Below are 17,038 nucleotides of genomic sequence, written 5' to 3'. Positions count from 1 at the left end.
CCAACGGCACCATTCTGAGGCGTGCGGCTGCGGACTGCTGGCCTCGGTTAATTAACCAGGTGCGATCTGGGGGCCGGTACGGACCGTCAATTCTGGGCCCTCGCAGAAGTGCTTTGGTTGCCTTCGCCGAGGAGTCGTTGTACCTCGCTGCTGACCTGCGGGGATGCGATCGGAGCCCAGGCGGCGAACAGGGACCGGAAGTACGCGCCGTACTTCTCCAGGGTAGAAGGATCTTGCTCGATGACGTCCAGTTCGTTGACGATGGTGAGATCCACGAAGGGTCGCATCTGGCCGGGGCTCAGGTGCCACGTCTGATCGGTGAAGCGGTCGACGACCTCACCGGTTGTCGCCAGCTCTCGCCAGGTCCGCCTGCGGTCGCAGGCCCCGTACAGATAGACCAATGCCTCAGCGTTGTCGCCGATGAGGTTTCGCAGCGTGGCTCGATCGTTCCAGTCGAGCAGCGTCACATCGAAGCCGTCCGTGCCGTAAACGGCATGCGCGAGACCGGCCAGTTGCGTGTCAACGCCACACTCCAGCTCAGCGAGACGGTCATGCACCCGGCACAGGTGGGCGTAGAGGGTGCCGCCGGGGTGCTGAATTGTCTCAGCTCCACGCTGCCGTAGCCAGCGCCGCACGTCAGAGTCCGCACCCATGGCCCGACCTTACGTAAACCGCGTCTGGCCGGCAGCCCGTCAGCGTGGGCGGTTCGTCACACCGCTGCACCCTTGCTTCCTCGGGTGTCCAGGCAGTTGGGTCAAAGGCATGGCTCGAATCGCGTTTGACGATGCGGACGCCGCGGCGTTCGAGGCGACCCGTCACCTCACCGACGACGGGCTCTCGGCTTGGCGGGAGGCCGTGACCCGGCACCTTGACCCTCATGCAGGCATGCGAATACTCGACCTGGGCTCCGGCACCGGAATGTGGGCGCGAGCCTTCATTGACTGGTACGACATCGAGGTCACCGCGGTCGAGCCCTCCGAGGCGATGCGTGCCCGCTCGATGTACCAGCCTGTCGTGCATGGCGACGCCGAGCGCATCCCGCTCGACGACGGCAGCGTCGACGCCGCCTGGATCTCCACGGTCATCCACCACGTGCCAGACCTGAACCGTGCAGCCCGAGAACTACGCAGGGTCGTCCGCCCCGGCGGCCCGGTGCTGATCCGCTCCGCGTTCGCCGGCCGACACCAAGCGATCACCCTGTTCCGTTACTTCCCCGACGCCATTCGTGTGCTCGACACCTACCCCAGCGTGGCCGACGTCGAAGCAGCCTTCACTGCCGCCGGGTTCGTCACCGTCGGCCTCGAACAGGTCCCGCAGGTAACCGCGGCCTCACTACGCGAGGCTGCGACGGCACTGCGCCGCGAGGCACACACCCCTCTGCAATTGATAAGCGACGACGAGTACGCCGCAGGCCTGGCCCGACTGCGCAAGGCAGCGCAACGTGAGACCGGACCCGTGGTTGACGCCCTGGACCTCCTCGTCCTCACCTGAGCAGCAACAAGATCTTGAGAAGATCACAGACAATCGTGGCAATGTGGTTGGGGTCGCGGTGACTGCTACATCGGATCGTGGAGTGGCGCAGGTGCGCGTTTCGATGGCGGTTTATCCAGGCACGTTCGATCCGTTCACCCCGGGACACCGCGACCTGGTGGCCCGCGCTCGGGTGATGTTCGATCGGATCATCGTGTTGCTGGCGGTAAACGCCGACAAGCAACCAACCGCCGGGGCCACGGCCAGGGCCGTACAGGTGCGCGACGCCATGCCGGCAGCCTGGGACAACGTCGAAGTGGACACCTGGACCGGCCTGACCACTGCCTACTGCCTCCGCCGCAGCGCCACAGTCATCGTCCGCGGCGTACGCACGGCCGCGGACCTTGGCTACGAGTACCAGCTTGCCGCGATGAACGAGCAACTCGGCATTCAGACCATCTGGTTGCCCACCCGTCCGCACCTGGCCGCCATTTCATCCACGGCCGCACGCGCACACCGATCGGCACAGTCGGCCCGCCGGTCGCATAACGCTGAAAGTGAGGCTCAGCTACCGTAAGCCATCCGTCCAGCGTTGATTCTCTGTCGCCGCTACGGGCGGACACGCTCAGCTACGACGCAACACGCAGACCACCTTGCCGAGGATCACCGCGCGGTCACCGGGGATGACGGGGTAGCGCGGGTTGCGGGGTAGCAGGTCCACGGCGCCGTCCCGGATGCGCAAGACCTTGACGGTGGCCTCGTCGTCAATCATGGCGGCGATGATGTCGCCACTGTCGGCTACCGCTTGCTGCCGCACCACGACGACGTCCCCGTCTGCGATGCCAGCTTCGACCATTGAGTCTCCACGGACATGCAGCGCGAACAGCCTTCCGTGGCCGACGAGCTTCCTGGGCAGGGTCAGGACTTCCTCGACGTACTCCTCGGCCAGAATGGGAGCGCCGGCGGCGATCGAGCCCAGCAGCGGAACCTGAACACCAGAGAGCGCGCCACCAGTGGCGTCTGAGCGTCGCGATGGGCGGGCGTCAACAGCGCGTGGCCCGTGTGCGGCCCGGCGCAGGAAGCCGCGCTGTTGGAGCACCTTCAGATGGTGCGCTACCGATGATGGAGACCCGAGTCCGACCGCAGCGCCGATCTCCCGCACCGTCGGTGGATACCCATGGCGCTCGACCCACTGCCGTATCACGGCCAAGATCTGTCGTTGACGAGGACTCAAGCCGGGCAGGTCCGGAGGCAGCCCCGAGGTTGTCATCCTCGGACGATACCCCCGCGTTCGATCAAATGTGCTAATCGGCCCGCGTCGCCAGCACGCCTATCAGGACGTCACCCCCGAGTCCGGTTCACTCAAGCAGCCGCCGCCCCCCAGCTTCACTGGGTCGGTTCGCAGATAGTCGAGCCCACAACTCCAGCTTCAGCGGGATGTCTCAGATCAACTGGGACAGGACATTCTCGGCGAACTCACATCGGTACAACAGCGGACCCGTGACGCCCTCTCATCGGCATGAGCGGATGCCGGCCGACGACCAGGCTGGCAGAGTCCGCCTATCCCACGGCGGCCTGGGATCCTGTCGTACCTGACCAACGCCACCTACCTGCACCAACCGCGCCTGGACGCTGCATCTCGCCGCGTGGAGTCCGGCCACGACGGGGCTGGTGAAGCTCACGCTGTCTGCGGCTGGCGTTCCTCATGGCGACCGAGGGGCGTCGCGACGAGCGTGGCGCGGTGGCGGGCTGACCTTCCCGCCACCGCCGCCAGGGCGCCACGTGGCCGACGTGTTCTGTCGCTCACTCGATGCATGCTCGTCTTCGTCTGCAGCGGCTGCCCTTGCTGAACTGCATTGGCCCGAACGGTGTCCAGCGCCTGCAAGTTCGGACAAAGGCAGCGCAGCCCATCTATTGGAAGAATCGCCGCACTGGCGCGCGAGAGGCTGGCGTGCTGTCGATTTCGTGAAGCGCGTCGTCGAACTCTTCACCGGGCGGAGGGGCCCACATTCGTGGCAGTAGCGACACTGCAGCCGACTCACGGTGCTTCGTGCCTGCGGCCGCGGCACAGGGTGCCGGTCGCGACGTGGGCTCTCTTGCCGCGCCGCACGTCGCGGTCAGTCATTGCGGCTCTCGTTGATGAATATCAGGAGGTCGACGATGCTGCCTGGATCAGTGTCGCTGTCTGAGCAGCTTTGCCGTGCTGCTTCGGCTTCGGCGCAGGTGGCGTAGTAGAGGAACTCGTCGCTGTCGCCGGGGGCGGTGACAGCGACGATATGACCGACGTGGTTCAGGCCGGCGGCGCGGGCGGCCGGTAGGAGGCCGTCGAGGTGGTTGGCGTAGGTCGTGTCGGATGCGCAGGTCGCTGCGGAGCTGATGGTCATGATGGCGCAGGTGTCGGCGGTCATGATCGACCGGCATGCGGTGAGCAGGTCGGTGATGGTGTCCGGTGTCTGGGCGGTGTGGCGTGGTGGCCAGCGCAGGACGATAAGGCTGACGGGTGTGTAGAGGGTGCCGGGGTCGGCGATCATGCTGATGTCGGTGATGGGCAGGTACGTGCGGTGCGTCAGGGCGGTCGCGTGCTTCAGGTGCGGGTCGCTGTCGAGGTCGACGACCGCGTCACCGGGTCGGGTGTACACGAGGATGAGTCGCTGCGACACGCGTGACGCGAGCCGGTCGTCCGTGGGGAGGGCGGGTTCGGTGTCGTCGCGGTCGTCGAGGCGCCAGATGGCTATTGGGACATCGCTGCCGACGAGGACTGCGTCGTCGTGATGTTGCCGTGGGCTGTGGACGGGCGGGTTGCTAGGAGCCGCGCCGTGGGGCGTGGAGTCAGGTGCAGCAGTCATGTGCGGATGGCTCCCACGCTGACTGGCCGTGTTCGCATTAACGAATGGCCTCGCCGGCCCGTCGGAGAGCACCCGCTTACGGCGTCGGTGACCCAACGGCGCCCAACAGGGCTCGGAGTGGTGGGGCGTCGTCACCCAACATGATCGTGACGGCTGGGTCGACTTCTGCTCGCCGTGGCCGAACAGATGTGGGGTGTTGGGTGAGGTGTCTGTTGTTGGCCCGGTAGCCGGGCCTGCGGTCCTGGCCGGGTGCCTGATGCCGGCATGGTGACGCCTGTGTGCCGACACGTTCCGGCAGGTTCTCCGGCCAACAGCACCCAACAGGGTCGTGATCTGGCGTTGTTGGTGCCCGTACTCGGCGATGCCGGTCTGGGCACTCGTGTTGCCCGGGGTATGACGGTGGCGCTGAGCAGGTCCAACAGGTTCCCGCCTGTGTGTGGGTCGGGTCGGACTGTTCGGTGGCCGTGCGCGGATGGGGGTCTCGCACCGCCGCCGGGATGCGGTGCCCGACTCGCAAGGGGATGTCATGTCTTCTCGATCGTGGCCTTCGTCGCCGCTGTCTGCGGCTGGCCGCGCCTTCGCTCTTCTGGTCCAGCCGCCCACCCCTATTGGTTTCGACGGTCGCGGATTTGAGGGCCTTCCGGACGAGATTTTGCCGTTGGAGCGGCTGCGTGCGCTGCTGCTGGCACCGCAGACGGGCGTCGAGGTTCGTGATGCGGTGTGGCGTGAGCTGGTTGTCCGTGCTCGCCGGGATGGTCCGGCGTGGGTGGTGGCCGCTGTCGGTATTGCTCTGCCGGGTCTGCGGCATGTCGCCGGGCTGTTGGCGGCCGGGTGGCGTGGGGATACCCGTGATCTGGATGCCGAGTTGCTGACCGGGTTCGTGGCCCGGTTGAGGAGCATTGACGTGGAGCCGCCTCGGGTGGTGGGCCGGCTCATCGACGCCGGCCTGCGAGCGGCCCGCAAGGCGCGCGATGCGGACTCTGATGCTCAACTCATTCATACGGACGCGGTCGATCCGATCGCACCGGTGGCGCCGTGGGATCATCCGGACCTGGTGCTGGCGCGGGCGGTCATCGCCGGTGTCCTCGACGCCGACGAGGCGAATCTGATCGGCGCGACGCGGTTGGAGAGCGTCACGCTTGTCGAGGCGGGGGCCCGTTTGGGTATCACTGCGAGCCTGGCTTCGTCGTGGCGGCAGAAGGCGGAACGTCGATTGTTGGACGCCATCCGCGAGGGTGATCTCGCATTCGTGTCACTGCGGCCTCGCCCCCAGCGGCGCACTGGCGCGACCCGGCAACGGGTCGCCGCGACTCAGCAGCGCGTCGCCGGCGGCAGCCGGCACCTGGGCACCACCCACCAGCGAGTGGCTGTTGCCGGTGGCGTCAACCGATAGCACGTTCCCTGTTGGGTGCGACCCCACAGCAGTGGCCGTTGGGCTCTGTTGGGTGGCAAGGCGGCGTCGGACGTCGTGTTGGCCACCCAACAGCGGGCTTTGGTGGGCAAGACATCGGATCGAGAAGCGGCCGGTGTCGGCGCCCCCTGGGATCGGGGCGCGGCCGGTCTGAGTGGCCGTGTTCGCACCCGATCACCTCAAGGCTGGAAGGAGCGATGCTCCCACGGCCCCGCCCCGGTCCCTGGGGGCGCACCTGGATCCCTGTCGAGCCCCGCACGCCGGGGTGGGAGGTGCGTGTCATGTTCCGCCGCAACGTCTACCGCATCATCACGGTCACGGTTGGGTTCCTGGCGATCGTGGCTGGCTCTGCTCCGGCGTACGCGTCCGGGCCGCAGGTTCTGGCCGCATATCCGCTGCCGGTGATCATCAACAACATCACGACGTGGATCGTCGGGCTGCTGGTCGGGGTTGCGACGCTGTTTCTGACCATCGGTGGTCTGCGTCGTCTGGCCGCCGGCGGCGACCCGACGGAGATCGAGAAGTCGAACTCGGCGTTGAAGAACGCGCTGCTCGGTTACGCGCTGGCGGTGCTCGCGCCGATCCTGCTCGCGGTCGTGCGGAGCTGGATCGGGGGCTGAGATGGACGACTGGTTCGCCGGCCAACTCATCGGTCCCATGCTGCGATGGTTCGCCGAGACGGTGATCGGCGTGTTGAACGCCTTGTGGGATCTGCTGTCGGTCACCGCGTTCGTCAGCCCCGATGTGACCGCGTTGCCGCAGGTAACGGCGTTTGCCAACACGTCGCTGGGGGTGGTGAACGTGTGCTACGTGTTGGCGTTTCTGTGGGTGGCGATCCTGGTGATGGGCCGCGACACCATCCAGTCGCAGGTCGGGCCGGGTGAGCTGATTCCTCGCCTGGTCATCGGTCTGATCGGCGCCAATGTCGCTTTGCCGTTGTGTTCTACCGTGATCGGGTTGGCCAATGCGTTGACGGCCGCGTTGACCAGTCAGGACATCACCGCGCCCGGGTCGATGCAGCATCTACGCGACACCACGGTCAGTGCGCTTACCGGCCAGGGCGGGGCGACGGCGGTCAGTTTCCTGCTGCTGCTCATCGGCCTGCTGATCGCGATACTCACCGGCACCCTGCTCGTGCAGTGGATCATCCGGCTCGGGGTCCTCGTCGTCGCCGTCGGCATCGCGCCGATCGCGTTGGCGTTGCACGGCACACCGCAGACCGAGGGTGCCGCCAAGTTGTGGTGGCGCACGATTCTGGGCGCGCTCGGCATCGTCGTGATCCAGGCAATCGCCCTGCACACCACGCTGCGGGTTTTTCTGAATCCGGACAGCAATCTGCGGGTGCTCGGGTTGCCGATACCCGGCGGTGACCCGGCGGCGATCATGAACTTGCTGATCGTGGTGTGTCTGCTGTGGGGTGTCGTGAAGATCCCCGGACTGATGGGCCGCTACATCACGCAGACCCGGCCGAACCGGATGGGCACGGTCCTGCGCGTCGTATTCGTGCAGCATCTGACCCGCGGCCTTCCCCGCACGTTCGCCGCCGGCCGCGGCGCGGCGCGGGCCACCCGCCGTGGCGGCGCGGGCGGGGCCGGCCGGCCGTGACCGGTGTTCCGGGCGGTGGAGGCGTACTCGCCGGGTCGTGCCCGCCGGGCTGTCTGCGACGCCTCGCTTTGCCTGTCTCGCGCCTCGCGCTGCCGTGCCCGGCAGGTGCGGGCCCGGGACGCATCGGCATCACCTGTCCGACTGGTCGCGTCGTACGCCCCTGCACCCGCGGCGAACTCGCCGGCGGTGTCGGCCTCTACACCCGCGCCGTAAAGCCTCCCCCACTCGAAAGGCACCCTGATGACGACCATGCGCTGTCCCTCGTGCGCGAACGCCGAGGCTTCCGTCCTGTCTTCTGCTGTCCCGGATCCGTTCACCATCGTCGGCGTGGCCTGGCCCACCGGCCGGCCGATCTACCGCTACACCCCGGCGGAGATCGCCGACGGTGTGGACCTCTACACGCGGGCGTTGAAGGCCCGCGCGAGGCGGGGAGGCCCCGATGCGTCCGAGTGATGACCCCGCCCCCCACGCCCGCATTCCCGCTGACGTCGACACCCCGGACAAGATCGCCTACAACTTGACGGCGCGGCAGTTGGCCATCCTTTCGGTGGCCGGTGTGATCGGCTACGGCATCGTCCGCGCGGTCGGTGACCTGCTGCCGCCCCCGGTCCTGGTCGCGATCCTCATCCCTGTTGCCGGGGCGGCGATCGTGTTGGCATTGGGGCGTCGTGACGGCTTGTCCATGGACGCCTGGCTGCTCGCGGCGGCGCGGCACACCCGCAGCCCTCGACGGTTGGCGCCCGCGCCGACCGGCACACCTGCCGCGGTCCCGGGGTGGGCTCCGGCGTGTGAGCCGCCCGTCGTTGCGGTGCCGGTGTTGCGGCTGCCGGCTACCGCGATCAGCGACAGCGGCGTCATCGACACCGGCTCCCACGCTGCGGTTCTGGTCGCCTGCACGACGGTGAACATCGGGCTGCGGACCGGCGACGAGCAGGCCGCGCTGATCGGCAGCTACGGGCGGTGGTTGAACTCGCTGTCCGGGCCGGTGCAGATCGTGGTCTCCGCGCAGCGGGTCGACTTGTCCAGCCACGCGCACCGCATCGCCGCCGGCGCGCAGTCCATCGGTAACAGCGCCTTGGCCGATGCCGCCCGCGATTACGCCGACTTCCTCGACGATCTCGCCGCGCGGCGGGATCCGCTGTGGCGCACGGTGACCGTTGCGGTCACCGCCACCGGCGACACCGGCCGCGACAGAGAGGTGCTGCGCCGGGCCGAGCACGCCGCGGCCGCGCTGTCGGCGCTCGGGGCGCAGACCGCCGTGTTGGACGGCGGTCGGGCGGCTGCGGTGTTGACCTGCGCCACCGACCCGTACACCCCGGCCGATGTGACCTGGGCCCGTGCCCTGCCCGACGCGGCCGTCACCGGAACAGGAGACTGACATGCCTTTCCTCAGATGGCGGCAGCGTGCCGCCGCTGATGCGGGCCCAGCCGATGGGGCGGGGCTGGCGGCCGTGGTGGGGCCGGCCGCGATCGAACACACCCCCCGCTACCTGCGGGTCGGCGACGGCTACGCGGCCACGCTGATCGTGACCGGCTACCCGGCTGAGGTGGGGCCGGCCTGGTTGGATCCGCTGCTGGCCTGGCCGGGTCGGCTCGACGTGGCCGTTCACATCGAGCCTGTGGCGCCGCAGGTCGCCGCTGCCCGGCTGCGTAGGCAGCGGGCCCGGTTGGAGTCCAACCGGCGCACCGACGCCGACAAGGGTCGTCTCGCCGACCCGATCACCGAGGCTGCCGCGGACGACGCCGCTGACCTGGCTGACCGGATCGCCCGCGGTCACAGCAAACTGTTCCGCGTCGGCCTGTATTTGTGTGTGCACGCGCCCAGCCTTGATGAGCTCGACGAGGCGGTCGCGCACGTGCGGGCCACCGCCGCGTCGGTGCTGCTGGACACCCAGCCGGCGACGTGGCGGCAGCTGCAGGGCTGGACGAGTACCCTGCCTCTCGGCGTCGACGGGCTCGGCATGCGGCGGGTGATGGACACCGATGCGATCGCCTCGGCGTTCCCGCTGGCCTCGTCGGATCTGCCGGCGCCGCTGCCCGGTGAGCCCGGCGCCACCGGCGGCATGCTCTACGGCCTCAATCCCGACTCCAACGGCGTCGTGTGGTGGGACCGGTGGGCGCAACACAACGCCAACAGTGTGGTCCTGGCCCGGTCGGGGGCTGGCAAGTCGTACTTCGTCAAACTCGAAGTGCTCCGCTCCCTGGCCGACAGTGTGCAGGTGGCGGTTGTCGACCCGGACAACGAATACGTCCGCCTGGCCGATGCGGTCGGCGGCGTCACCATCGCCCTCGGCGCCGGCGGGGTGCGGCTCAACCCCCTCGACATTCCGCCGGGGGACCGTCGCCCGCAGGCGCGCACCTACCGGGCGTTGTTCCTGCACACCCTGATCGCGGTGTTGTTGGGTGAACAGCCGCCGCCGTCGGAGCGGGCCGCGTTGGACAAGGCCATCAACGACGCCTACGACCGGGCCGGTATCTCCAACGACCCCGCCACGTGGCGGCGGCAGGCGCCACTGCTGCGTGACGTGGCGGCCGCCCTCACCGCGCAGAACACCGACGCCGCCGGCACCTTGGCGGCCCGGTTGACGCCGTGGACCAGCGGGTCGTTTCGGGAGTTGTTCGACGGGCCCACCACCACCGTCCCGTCAGGGCAGCTGGTGTGCTGGTCGACGCGGCACCTCGCCGACGAGCTGCGCGCCCCCGGCATGCTGCTGGCGTTGGACGCGATCTGGCGCGACGTCGACACGCCTGCGATCCGGTCCGCGCACACCCCGCGCCGTCTCGTGGTCGTGGATGAGGCGTGGACGTTGCTGCGAGACGGTGAGGGTGCCAAGTTCCTGTCCCGCCTGGCGAAAGCGGCCCGTAAGCGGCGGGCCGGGTTGACGGTCATCACCCAGGACGTCGGGGATCTGCTCGGCTCCGACCTCGGGCAGGTGGTCATCGCCAACGCCGCCACCCAGATCCTGCTGCGGCAGGCGCCGCAGGCGATCGATGTGGTCGCCGACGTGTTCGCCCTGACCGGCGGGGAGGCGCGGCTGCTGCTCGCCGCCCGCCGCGGTGAGGGCCTGCTCATGTCCGGCACCCACCGCGTCGGCTTCCACGCCGTGGCCTCCCGGCAGGAGCACCGGCTGTGTATCGGCGACCTGGAGTTACCCGACGACGAGTAGCTCCCTTCGCACCGTCTGCGGCCGCAACGGGCGCTCACCGTGTCGCGCCATCCGCAGGATCGTGGGCCGCCTAACGATCGCGGCCCACGACCCCCCTTTTTCGTACTCCGGAAGGGCTTGACCCATGAACACCAGTCCCGCCTTCGCCCCCACCGTGACGGCCGCTCCTCCTTCCCCGCCTGCGCCGTCGCCCACTCCCCCACTGTTGCCGGGACCGTCGCAGTGGCTGCTCGACACCGCCACCACGACGGTCGGCTGGTGCCGGGACCGGCCGTGGCTCGCGCTCATCGCCGCGGTGGCCGTCGCCGGCGGGTACGCCGTCCACACCGCGGTGGCTCACCGCCGGCACACCCGAATGACCCGCCACGCGTGCCTGGTCACCATCAGCCCACCGCCGCAGGTCGACCCGCACGGCGCCGCCACCGCGTGGGCCACCCTCGCCGAGATCCTGCGCACCAGCTGGCGTCGCCGCCTCCGCAGCGGCCGCCCCCACATCGCCGTCGAGTACCGGTGGCGGGGCCGGGAACTGACCATCGCGCTCTGGGTGCCGGCCACCATCGCCCGCGGCCCGATCCAGGCCGCGATCCGCGGCGCCTGGCCCGGCGCGACATGCACCGTCACCGACGCCGACCCGCCGCTGCCCCGCGACGGCCTCACCGTCGGCGGCGCACTCACCCCCACCCTGCCCGCCTGGTATGCCCTGCACACTGATCACGCCAACGATCCGATGCGGACCCTGATCGCCGCCGCCTCCGGGCTCCGCGCCGACGAGTCGGCCTGCGTGCAGGTCCTGGCCCGACCCGCCACGCACCGGCAGGTACGCCGGCTGCGTCGCGGCGTCCAGGGGCTACGCACCGGCCGGACGCCACGCGATGTGCTCGACCCGGCCACCTGGCTACGCGCCGCCCTAGACCTCGTCACGGAACTGGCCGCCACCGGCCGACGCACCCACTCGACCGCCCGGTACACGCCGCTGGCGGGTGGGGATCCGCAGCGTGAGCGTGACGGCCGCGCCGGCGTCGACAAACTCACCGGCACCGGGTGGGAGGTGGCGCTGCGTTTCGGCGTCACCCGCACCGATGCCCGCGGCAGCACCCCCGACACCCTCCGGCCCCGGCTGGGCACCCTCGCCGCAGGTGTCGCCGCCGCGTACGGCGTGTGGACCGGACGCAACCGGCTGCGCCGGCTGCCCCTGCGGCATCCCGCCCAGGTGCTGGCCGCCCGCCGGCTACGCCGCGGGTTCCTGCTGTCCACCGCCGAACTGGCCACGATCGCGGCACTGCCCCAGGACATCGCCGTGCCCGGTCTGGACCGGGCCCGCGCCACACCGATGCCCGCCCCGGTCGCCGTCGCCTCCGGCGGACGCGGCACGAAAGTCCTCGGCCGCGCCGACGTCGGCGGCCACTCCGTCGCCCTGCACCTCACCGACGCCCGCCAGCACCTGCATGTGCTCGGCTCCACCGGCTCCGGCAAGTCCACCCTGCTGATGAACATGATCCTCGACGACATCCACGCCCGCCGCGGTGTCATCGTCATCGACCCCAAGGGCGACCTGGTCCTCGACCTGCTCGACCGCATCCCGACCCGCCACGCCAACCGGCTGACGATCATCGACCCGGACCAGCCGGCCGGCACCACCCTCAACCCGCTGCAGGGCGACGACCACGACCTGGTCGTGGACAACATCGTGTCCATCTTCGGGCGGATCTTCGCCAAACACTGGGGGCCGCGCATCGACGACACCCTGCGGGTGGCGTGCCTGACGCTGCTCCGCAAGGCCAACGCCACCCTGACGCTGATCCCGCCGCTGCTCAACGACAAGAAGTTCCGCTACACCTTCACCCAGGAACTCGACGACCCCGAAGGTTTGCGCGGCTACTGGGAATGGTTCGAATCCACCCCACCGCCGCTGCGCGCGCAGGTGATCGGCCCGGTGCTGTCACGACTGCGGGCCTTCCTGCTGCGCGACTTCGTCCGCCGCACCCTCGGCGCCCCACGATCGAGTTTCGACATGCGTCGCGTTCTCGACGGCGGCATCCTGCTGGCCCGACTACCCAAGGGCCAGATCGGTGAAGAGACCGCCCGGCTGATGGGCAGCTTCGTCCTCGCCTCCGCCTGGCAGACCGCCACCGGCCGCGCCCGGCTCCCCGAACCACAACGGCGCGACTCGTTCGCCTACATCGACGAAGCCCACAACTTCCTGAACCTGCCCGGCTCGGTCGGCGACATGCTCGCCGAGGCCCGCGGCTACCACTTCGGTCTCGTCCTGGCCCACCAGAACCTGACACAGATGCCCCGGGAAACCCAGCTGGCCATCTCCGCCAACGCCCGCAACAAGGTCTTCTTCTCCTGCGCCCCCGAAGACGCCCACCAACTGGCCCGGCACACCATGCCGGAGCTCACCGAACACGACCTGTCGCACCTGGACGCCTACCGGGCGGCATGCCGCCTCGTCGTCGGAAACCGGGAAACCGCGGCGTTCACGCTACGCACCAACCCACCACGACCCGTCGTCGGCGAAACCACCGCCCTGCGCCAGGCCACCGCCACCACGACGGCCGGCACCGGCGGGAACCGGTCGGCGATCGCCCAACTCGCCGGCGTAGCCGACCGCGACGGCGACATCCCCGACCCGGGCAACCCCACAGCCACCCCACCGCACACCGCCTGACCCAACAGACGCATCCCGACAACCCTCGCCGTCATTCCCGTCTCCGCACCGCCCTCGGCGCTGCGGACACGCCCAGCGGCAGGAACCGGGCGCACCTCGGCACTCACGGAGCAACCCGTGCAGAGACACCGACCGCCAGCGGCCGATCACCAGGCCGACATGCCGCGAAGGCACCGCGACGATCCCGCCGGCCTGCACCGGTCCAGCCCAGACCCGGCCACCGCACCAGACAGTGACCCGGCCGACGCCCGGCGCCGTACTGCCGAGGCCTGGCCGACCCCCTGCACCCAACACCCCAGCTAGGAGCCGTCATGACCGCCAACTCTCAATCCCGACACTTCCCCCACGGGGAACCCTCGTCGGGGGACACGCCACTGGTCGTGCTCCGCCCGATCACCCCCCGCCACGGCACCCACACCCTCATCGCCGTCTCCCACCGCCTACGCCCCCGCGACTACACCATCGCCTCGCTCCTCGACGAACACACCACCCTCACCACCGAACACCTCACCTCCCTGCTGTTCACCAACCCCACCACCTGCCGACACCGCCTCCACCTCCTGCGCCGCCTCCACTTCATCGACCGATTCATCCGCAACCGACCCGGCGCCCCCAACCCCGTGTGCTGGCTACCCGGCCTACTCTCCGCCCGCTACACCGCCCTCGCGCGCGGCGAGAACCCACCCACCGCCCGAGCCCTGCGCGAACGACAAGACCGCATCTACTCCAGCCCCACCCTCAACCACCTCCTCGCCGTCAACACCCTGTTCGTCTCCCTGCTCACCCACGCCCGCCACCACCCGGGCACCGCACTGACCCGCTGGTGGTCCGAACGCACCACCACCGCCGCGTTCGGCCACCGCATCAAACCCGACGGCCACGGCGTCTGGACCGACGGCAACCAGGAAACCGGGTTCTTCCTCGAACTCGACCGCGGCACCGAACCCATCCGACGCCTCGTCGACAAACTGGCTTCCCACCGCAAACTGCGCGCCGAAGGCGGCCCGCACTACCCCATCCTGTTCGTCCTGCCCAGCCGGCTACGCGAACAGAACCTGCACCGCAAACTCGCCGAACGACCCGAACCCACCCTCACCATCGCCACCACCTCACCCGTATCCGGACCCCACCCGGCCGGACCGGTATGGCGACTCGCCGGCAACGGACGCCACCGACTCACCCTCGCCGACCTCCCCAGCAACCACGGCCACCCCGGCCCCCTCACCCCCGGACCACCCCACCCAGACGACCACCCCCTCCGCCTGGCCCTCGACGCCATCGGCTGACACCCTGTCCGGCGATGCATGGCCACTGGCCCGAGGTGAAAGTCGAAGAGCCGAGGCAGCTCACACGGCCCGCGGCAAGACGGTGCAGGCGACCGACAACGGAAAGAGGTTGCCGAGCGGCAGGACGCCCGATCGGCGTGACTGACGGCGGCCGCGTCGAGGCGCACCGAGGCAGACCGGGCCATCGCGGTTTTCGACACTTCGAACAGACCTCGACCCGGCCAGCCTTGCAATGTGTTCCGGCAGCGGCGAAAACACGCACGACCGCTTGAACGCCACCGACGCCATAGGGATCTTCGAGTAGGCGTGTGAGGAGTGATCCGGCCGCCCTACTGGATCGGACGGGACGGACAACTACTCCTGATCCCCGCCGTCGGCCGCTGGCCGGAGTAGCAGCAGGTATCTCACCGCGCCGCCTGCCGAAGTGAAGCCGACCGACCTGCCGCTGCCGTCTCGGTCAGACGGGATCTACGCGGCAGGTGGACGATGGTGGCACTGGAAAGAGGTGGCCGCGTTCTGGCAGCCGCCCCTCGGTCCTGCCGTCCATTCCCCGATTGCCCTCCCGCCGACCGTCGTCGTGGCGGCGAATCTACCGCCGGCCCCAACAAGACAGGCACGGACGGCGACCATCTGGTCAGGCCTCTGACCGGCTACAAATCACATGCCGTCACGCGCGTATCGCGGCAGAAGAGTGCACGTGATCTCCGTGCGGCCCGGAGTTCCTGGGCCCGTTTGACAGCGGCGCTGGCCTTGTAGGTAGTGGTGGGCATGTTCTCCAACGTCCACCCGAGCGGCAATACCAGATCGCCGGTGTTGCCGCTGGCCCGTTTTCGCTCTTGGGTGAGGTTGTGCCACCGCCGGTGCCCGTGCACCGCGTTCACCCCGGCGGCCATCCCGAGCCGGTTGAGCCGAAGCTTGATCCCGTTAGTTGACAGCGGCTTCGCACCGCGTTCGGCCAGCCACAGGGTCAACATCGGCCGCGTCGCGTCGCCTTCCTGGGTTGTTTGTCTAGCAGGCGGCCGGTTTCCAGGGACTGGAACGGCTCGGGAGCGGGTGAGAGCGGTCAGCGTGGCACTACGACTTTCGTCAGGGGTGGGTCGCGACGATCGCCAGACGATTCTTCGGTCGTCGATTCATAGGTTCGACCCATGCGGAAACCTTTTCTGGCGGCACTAGCTCTGTCCCTGGTCGTCGCCTGTGCTGGACCCGCGTGGGGCGAGGGACCGGCTACGACACCCACGCCTGCGGCCATCGACGGGTACTTGCGGGAGGCCTTCGACTCGACCGGGCTGCCGGGGATGTCCGCGGTGGTGACCCACGGCGACCGGATCGTCCACGCTACCGGGCTTGGGCGCGAAGCGTCCGGCCGGTCCGTCACCGCCGACACCCCGATGCGGGTGGCGTCGGTGAGTAAGTCGTTCACCGCGGCCGCGATCATGACCCTCGTGGACGAGGGTCGGGTGGCGCTGGACCAACCAGTCGCTACGTACCTGCCGGAGTTCCGCATGGCCGATCCGCGCGCCGGCCGGGTCACGGTGCGGCAGTTGCTGAACCAGACCTCAGGCCTGTCGGACCGGACGGTCGATATCGGCGCGACACAGCGTGCGAGGACCCTCGCCGGCTACGTGGCCGCACTGCGGCACGGCACGTTGGCCGGTGAGCCGGGAGCCCACTGGGAGTATTGCAACGTCAACTACGACGTCGCCGCCCGGCTGGTCGAGGTCGTCGATGGCCGTGACTTCACCGACGCCATGCGAGACCGGGTCTTCGGGCGGCTCGGCATGGGCGCCAGCGCCGTCGGAGACCGGGTGGTGCGGCCGTTGGATGGGTTCGTCTCCGTCTACGGCGCCTGGGTGCCCCGAACTGAGCTTCCGGGGTTCCGCGGTGGTGGTGCCGGCGGGGTCGTCACCACGGCGTCCGACATGGGTCGCTGGCTGATCAGTCAGACCGGTTACGGTCCGCAGGTGTTGACGCCAGCAAGTCTGGCGGTACTCCACGAGCCGTCGCCGGGAACCGACTATGCCATGGGTTGGGGTGAGGAGGTGCTGGAGGGCCGCAAGCTGCTGGTGCACTCGGGCAACCTGTTCACGTACACGGCCGTCCAAGCGGTGGACCCGGCCACCGGCTTCGGCTTCGCGGTCATGACCAACAGCGCCTCGCTGCACGACGACACCTACGACATCCTGCTCGGGCTGGTCGCCCTTACCGACGGCCGCCGGCCGACCGCACCGGGAGGGGGGCGGCAGATGACGGAGTTGGCCCTCGCGCTCACCGCCCTGGTCGCCTTCGGACTCGGGATCCTCGGTGTGCTCCGATCCGGTCGCTGGGCGCGTCGGCGTGCCGGGCGGGCGTGGTGGTGGACCGCGCTGCGGCTGGTCGGGGTGCTGGTGCCAGCGGCGGTGCTGGCCACGTACACGCAGTGGGTGTCGTTCCTGATGAACGGCCGGGCCGTCACCTGGGCGCAGATGACCTACTTCCCCGCGCCGCTGACGATCACGCTCGCCGTCGCGGCAGCGGCCGGGCTGGCGACCGCCACAGCGCGGCTGGCCCGGCTGCGGTCGGTAGGGTCGACCAAGTGAGAA

The 17,038-nt window shown here is 69.3% G+C and carries 15 protein-coding genes; 11 read left to right on the top strand and 4 right to left on the bottom strand.

The genetic code is table 11. The annotated features are described in order from the left end of the window. Positions 1–86 precede the first annotated feature (86 nt). Complete coding sequence (locus C1A38_RS05540; protein WP_102656745.1) at positions 87–653, bottom strand: DUF6817 domain-containing protein; 567 nt, start codon at positions 651–653, stop codon at positions 87–89. Between the two features lie 109 nt (positions 654–762). Here C1A38_RS05540 and C1A38_RS05535 point away from each other — a divergent pair, with 109 nt between their 5' ends. Both C1A38_RS05535 and coaD read left to right on the top strand, forming a co-directional pair. Then, positions 763–1,491: a class I SAM-dependent methyltransferase gene (locus tag C1A38_RS05535; protein ID WP_102656744.1), complete on the top strand. Its 729-nt coding sequence runs from the start codon at positions 763–765 to the stop codon at positions 1,489–1,491. An 82-nt stretch (positions 1,492–1,573) separates the two neighbouring features. Beyond that, positions 1,574–2,047: a pantetheine-phosphate adenylyltransferase gene (gene coaD / locus C1A38_RS05530; RefSeq protein ID WP_233196644.1), complete on the top strand. Its 474-nt coding sequence runs from the start codon at positions 1,574–1,576 to the stop codon at positions 2,045–2,047. A gap of 48 nt (positions 2,048–2,095) precedes the next feature. Here the strand turns inward: coaD and lexA are convergent, their stop codons facing one another. Then, the gene (gene lexA, locus C1A38_RS05525; RefSeq protein ID WP_102656742.1) at positions 2,096–2,740 is read right to left on the bottom strand and encodes a transcriptional repressor LexA; all 645 of its coding nucleotides are present in this window, start codon (positions 2,738–2,740) and stop codon (positions 2,096–2,098) included. A gap of 847 nt (positions 2,741–3,587) precedes the next feature. Then, the gene (locus tag C1A38_RS05520; protein WP_146017452.1) at positions 3,588–4,388 is read right to left on the bottom strand and encodes a hypothetical protein; all 801 of its coding nucleotides are present in this window, start codon (positions 4,386–4,388) and stop codon (positions 3,588–3,590) included. A gap of 454 nt (positions 4,389–4,842) precedes the next feature. On the opposite strand from C1A38_RS05520, the gene C1A38_RS05515 reads away from it, so the two are divergent. The 8 genes from C1A38_RS05515 to C1A38_RS05480 all read left to right on the top strand — a co-directional run bounded on the left by C1A38_RS05515 (position 4,843) and on the right by C1A38_RS05480 (position 14,456). Beyond that, positions 4,843–5,709: a hypothetical protein gene (locus C1A38_RS05515; RefSeq protein ID WP_146017451.1), complete on the top strand. Its 867-nt coding sequence runs from the start codon at positions 4,843–4,845 to the stop codon at positions 5,707–5,709. A gap of 299 nt (positions 5,710–6,008) precedes the next feature. Next, entirely contained in the window at positions 6,009–6,347 is a 339-nt protein-coding gene (locus C1A38_RS05510; protein WP_102656739.1) for a pilin, read from the top strand. 1 nt (position 6,348) lies between these two features. Further along, positions 6,349–7,332, top strand: coding sequence for a hypothetical protein (locus C1A38_RS05505; protein WP_102656738.1), 984 nt, complete (start codon positions 6,349–6,351; stop codon positions 7,330–7,332). A 327-nt stretch (positions 7,333–7,659) separates the two neighbouring features. Beyond that, positions 7,660–7,785: a hypothetical protein gene (locus C1A38_RS32155; RefSeq protein WP_286046533.1), complete on the top strand. Its 126-nt coding sequence runs from the start codon at positions 7,660–7,662 to the stop codon at positions 7,783–7,785. Next, positions 7,772–8,710, top strand: a complete 939-nt coding sequence (locus tag C1A38_RS05495; RefSeq protein WP_102656736.1) for a PrgI family protein — start codon at positions 7,772–7,774, stop codon at positions 8,708–8,710. Before C1A38_RS32155 ends, C1A38_RS05495 begins: the two co-directional genes overlap by 14 nt. Before the next feature lies 1 nt (position 8,711). After that, positions 8,712–10,499, top strand: coding sequence for a VirB4 family type IV secretion system protein (locus C1A38_RS05490; protein ID WP_146017450.1), 1,788 nt, complete (start codon positions 8,712–8,714; stop codon positions 10,497–10,499). Positions 10,500–10,623: 124 nt separating this feature from the next. Then, positions 10,624–13,170, top strand: a complete 2,547-nt coding sequence (locus C1A38_RS05485; protein WP_233196643.1) for a type IV secretory system conjugative DNA transfer family protein — start codon at positions 10,624–10,626, stop codon at positions 13,168–13,170. Between the two features lie 311 nt (positions 13,171–13,481). Further along, positions 13,482–14,456, top strand: coding sequence for a replication-relaxation family protein (locus C1A38_RS05480; RefSeq protein ID WP_102656735.1), 975 nt, complete (start codon positions 13,482–13,484; stop codon positions 14,454–14,456). A 650-nt stretch (positions 14,457–15,106) separates the two neighbouring features. On the opposite strand, the gene C1A38_RS30685 is transcribed toward C1A38_RS05480, so the two are convergent. Then, on the bottom strand, positions 15,107–15,430 hold the full coding sequence (locus tag C1A38_RS30685) for a hypothetical protein (protein ID WP_146017449.1): 324 nt from the start codon (positions 15,428–15,430) through the stop codon (positions 15,107–15,109). A 174-nt stretch (positions 15,431–15,604) separates the two neighbouring features. Between C1A38_RS30685 and C1A38_RS05475 the strand changes: the two genes are divergently transcribed. After that, positions 15,605–17,035, top strand: a complete 1,431-nt coding sequence (locus C1A38_RS05475) for a serine hydrolase domain-containing protein (RefSeq protein ID WP_102656734.1) — start codon at positions 15,605–15,607, stop codon at positions 17,033–17,035. Positions 17,036–17,038 lie beyond the last annotated feature (3 nt).

The organism is Verrucosispora sp. ts21 (assembly GCF_002879555.1).
Lineage (GTDB): Bacteria > Actinomycetota > Actinomycetes > Mycobacteriales > Micromonosporaceae > Micromonospora > Micromonospora gifhornensis.
The sequence above is the reverse complement of the archived record's forward strand: the minus strand, read 5'-3'. Positions and strand labels throughout refer to the sequence as shown.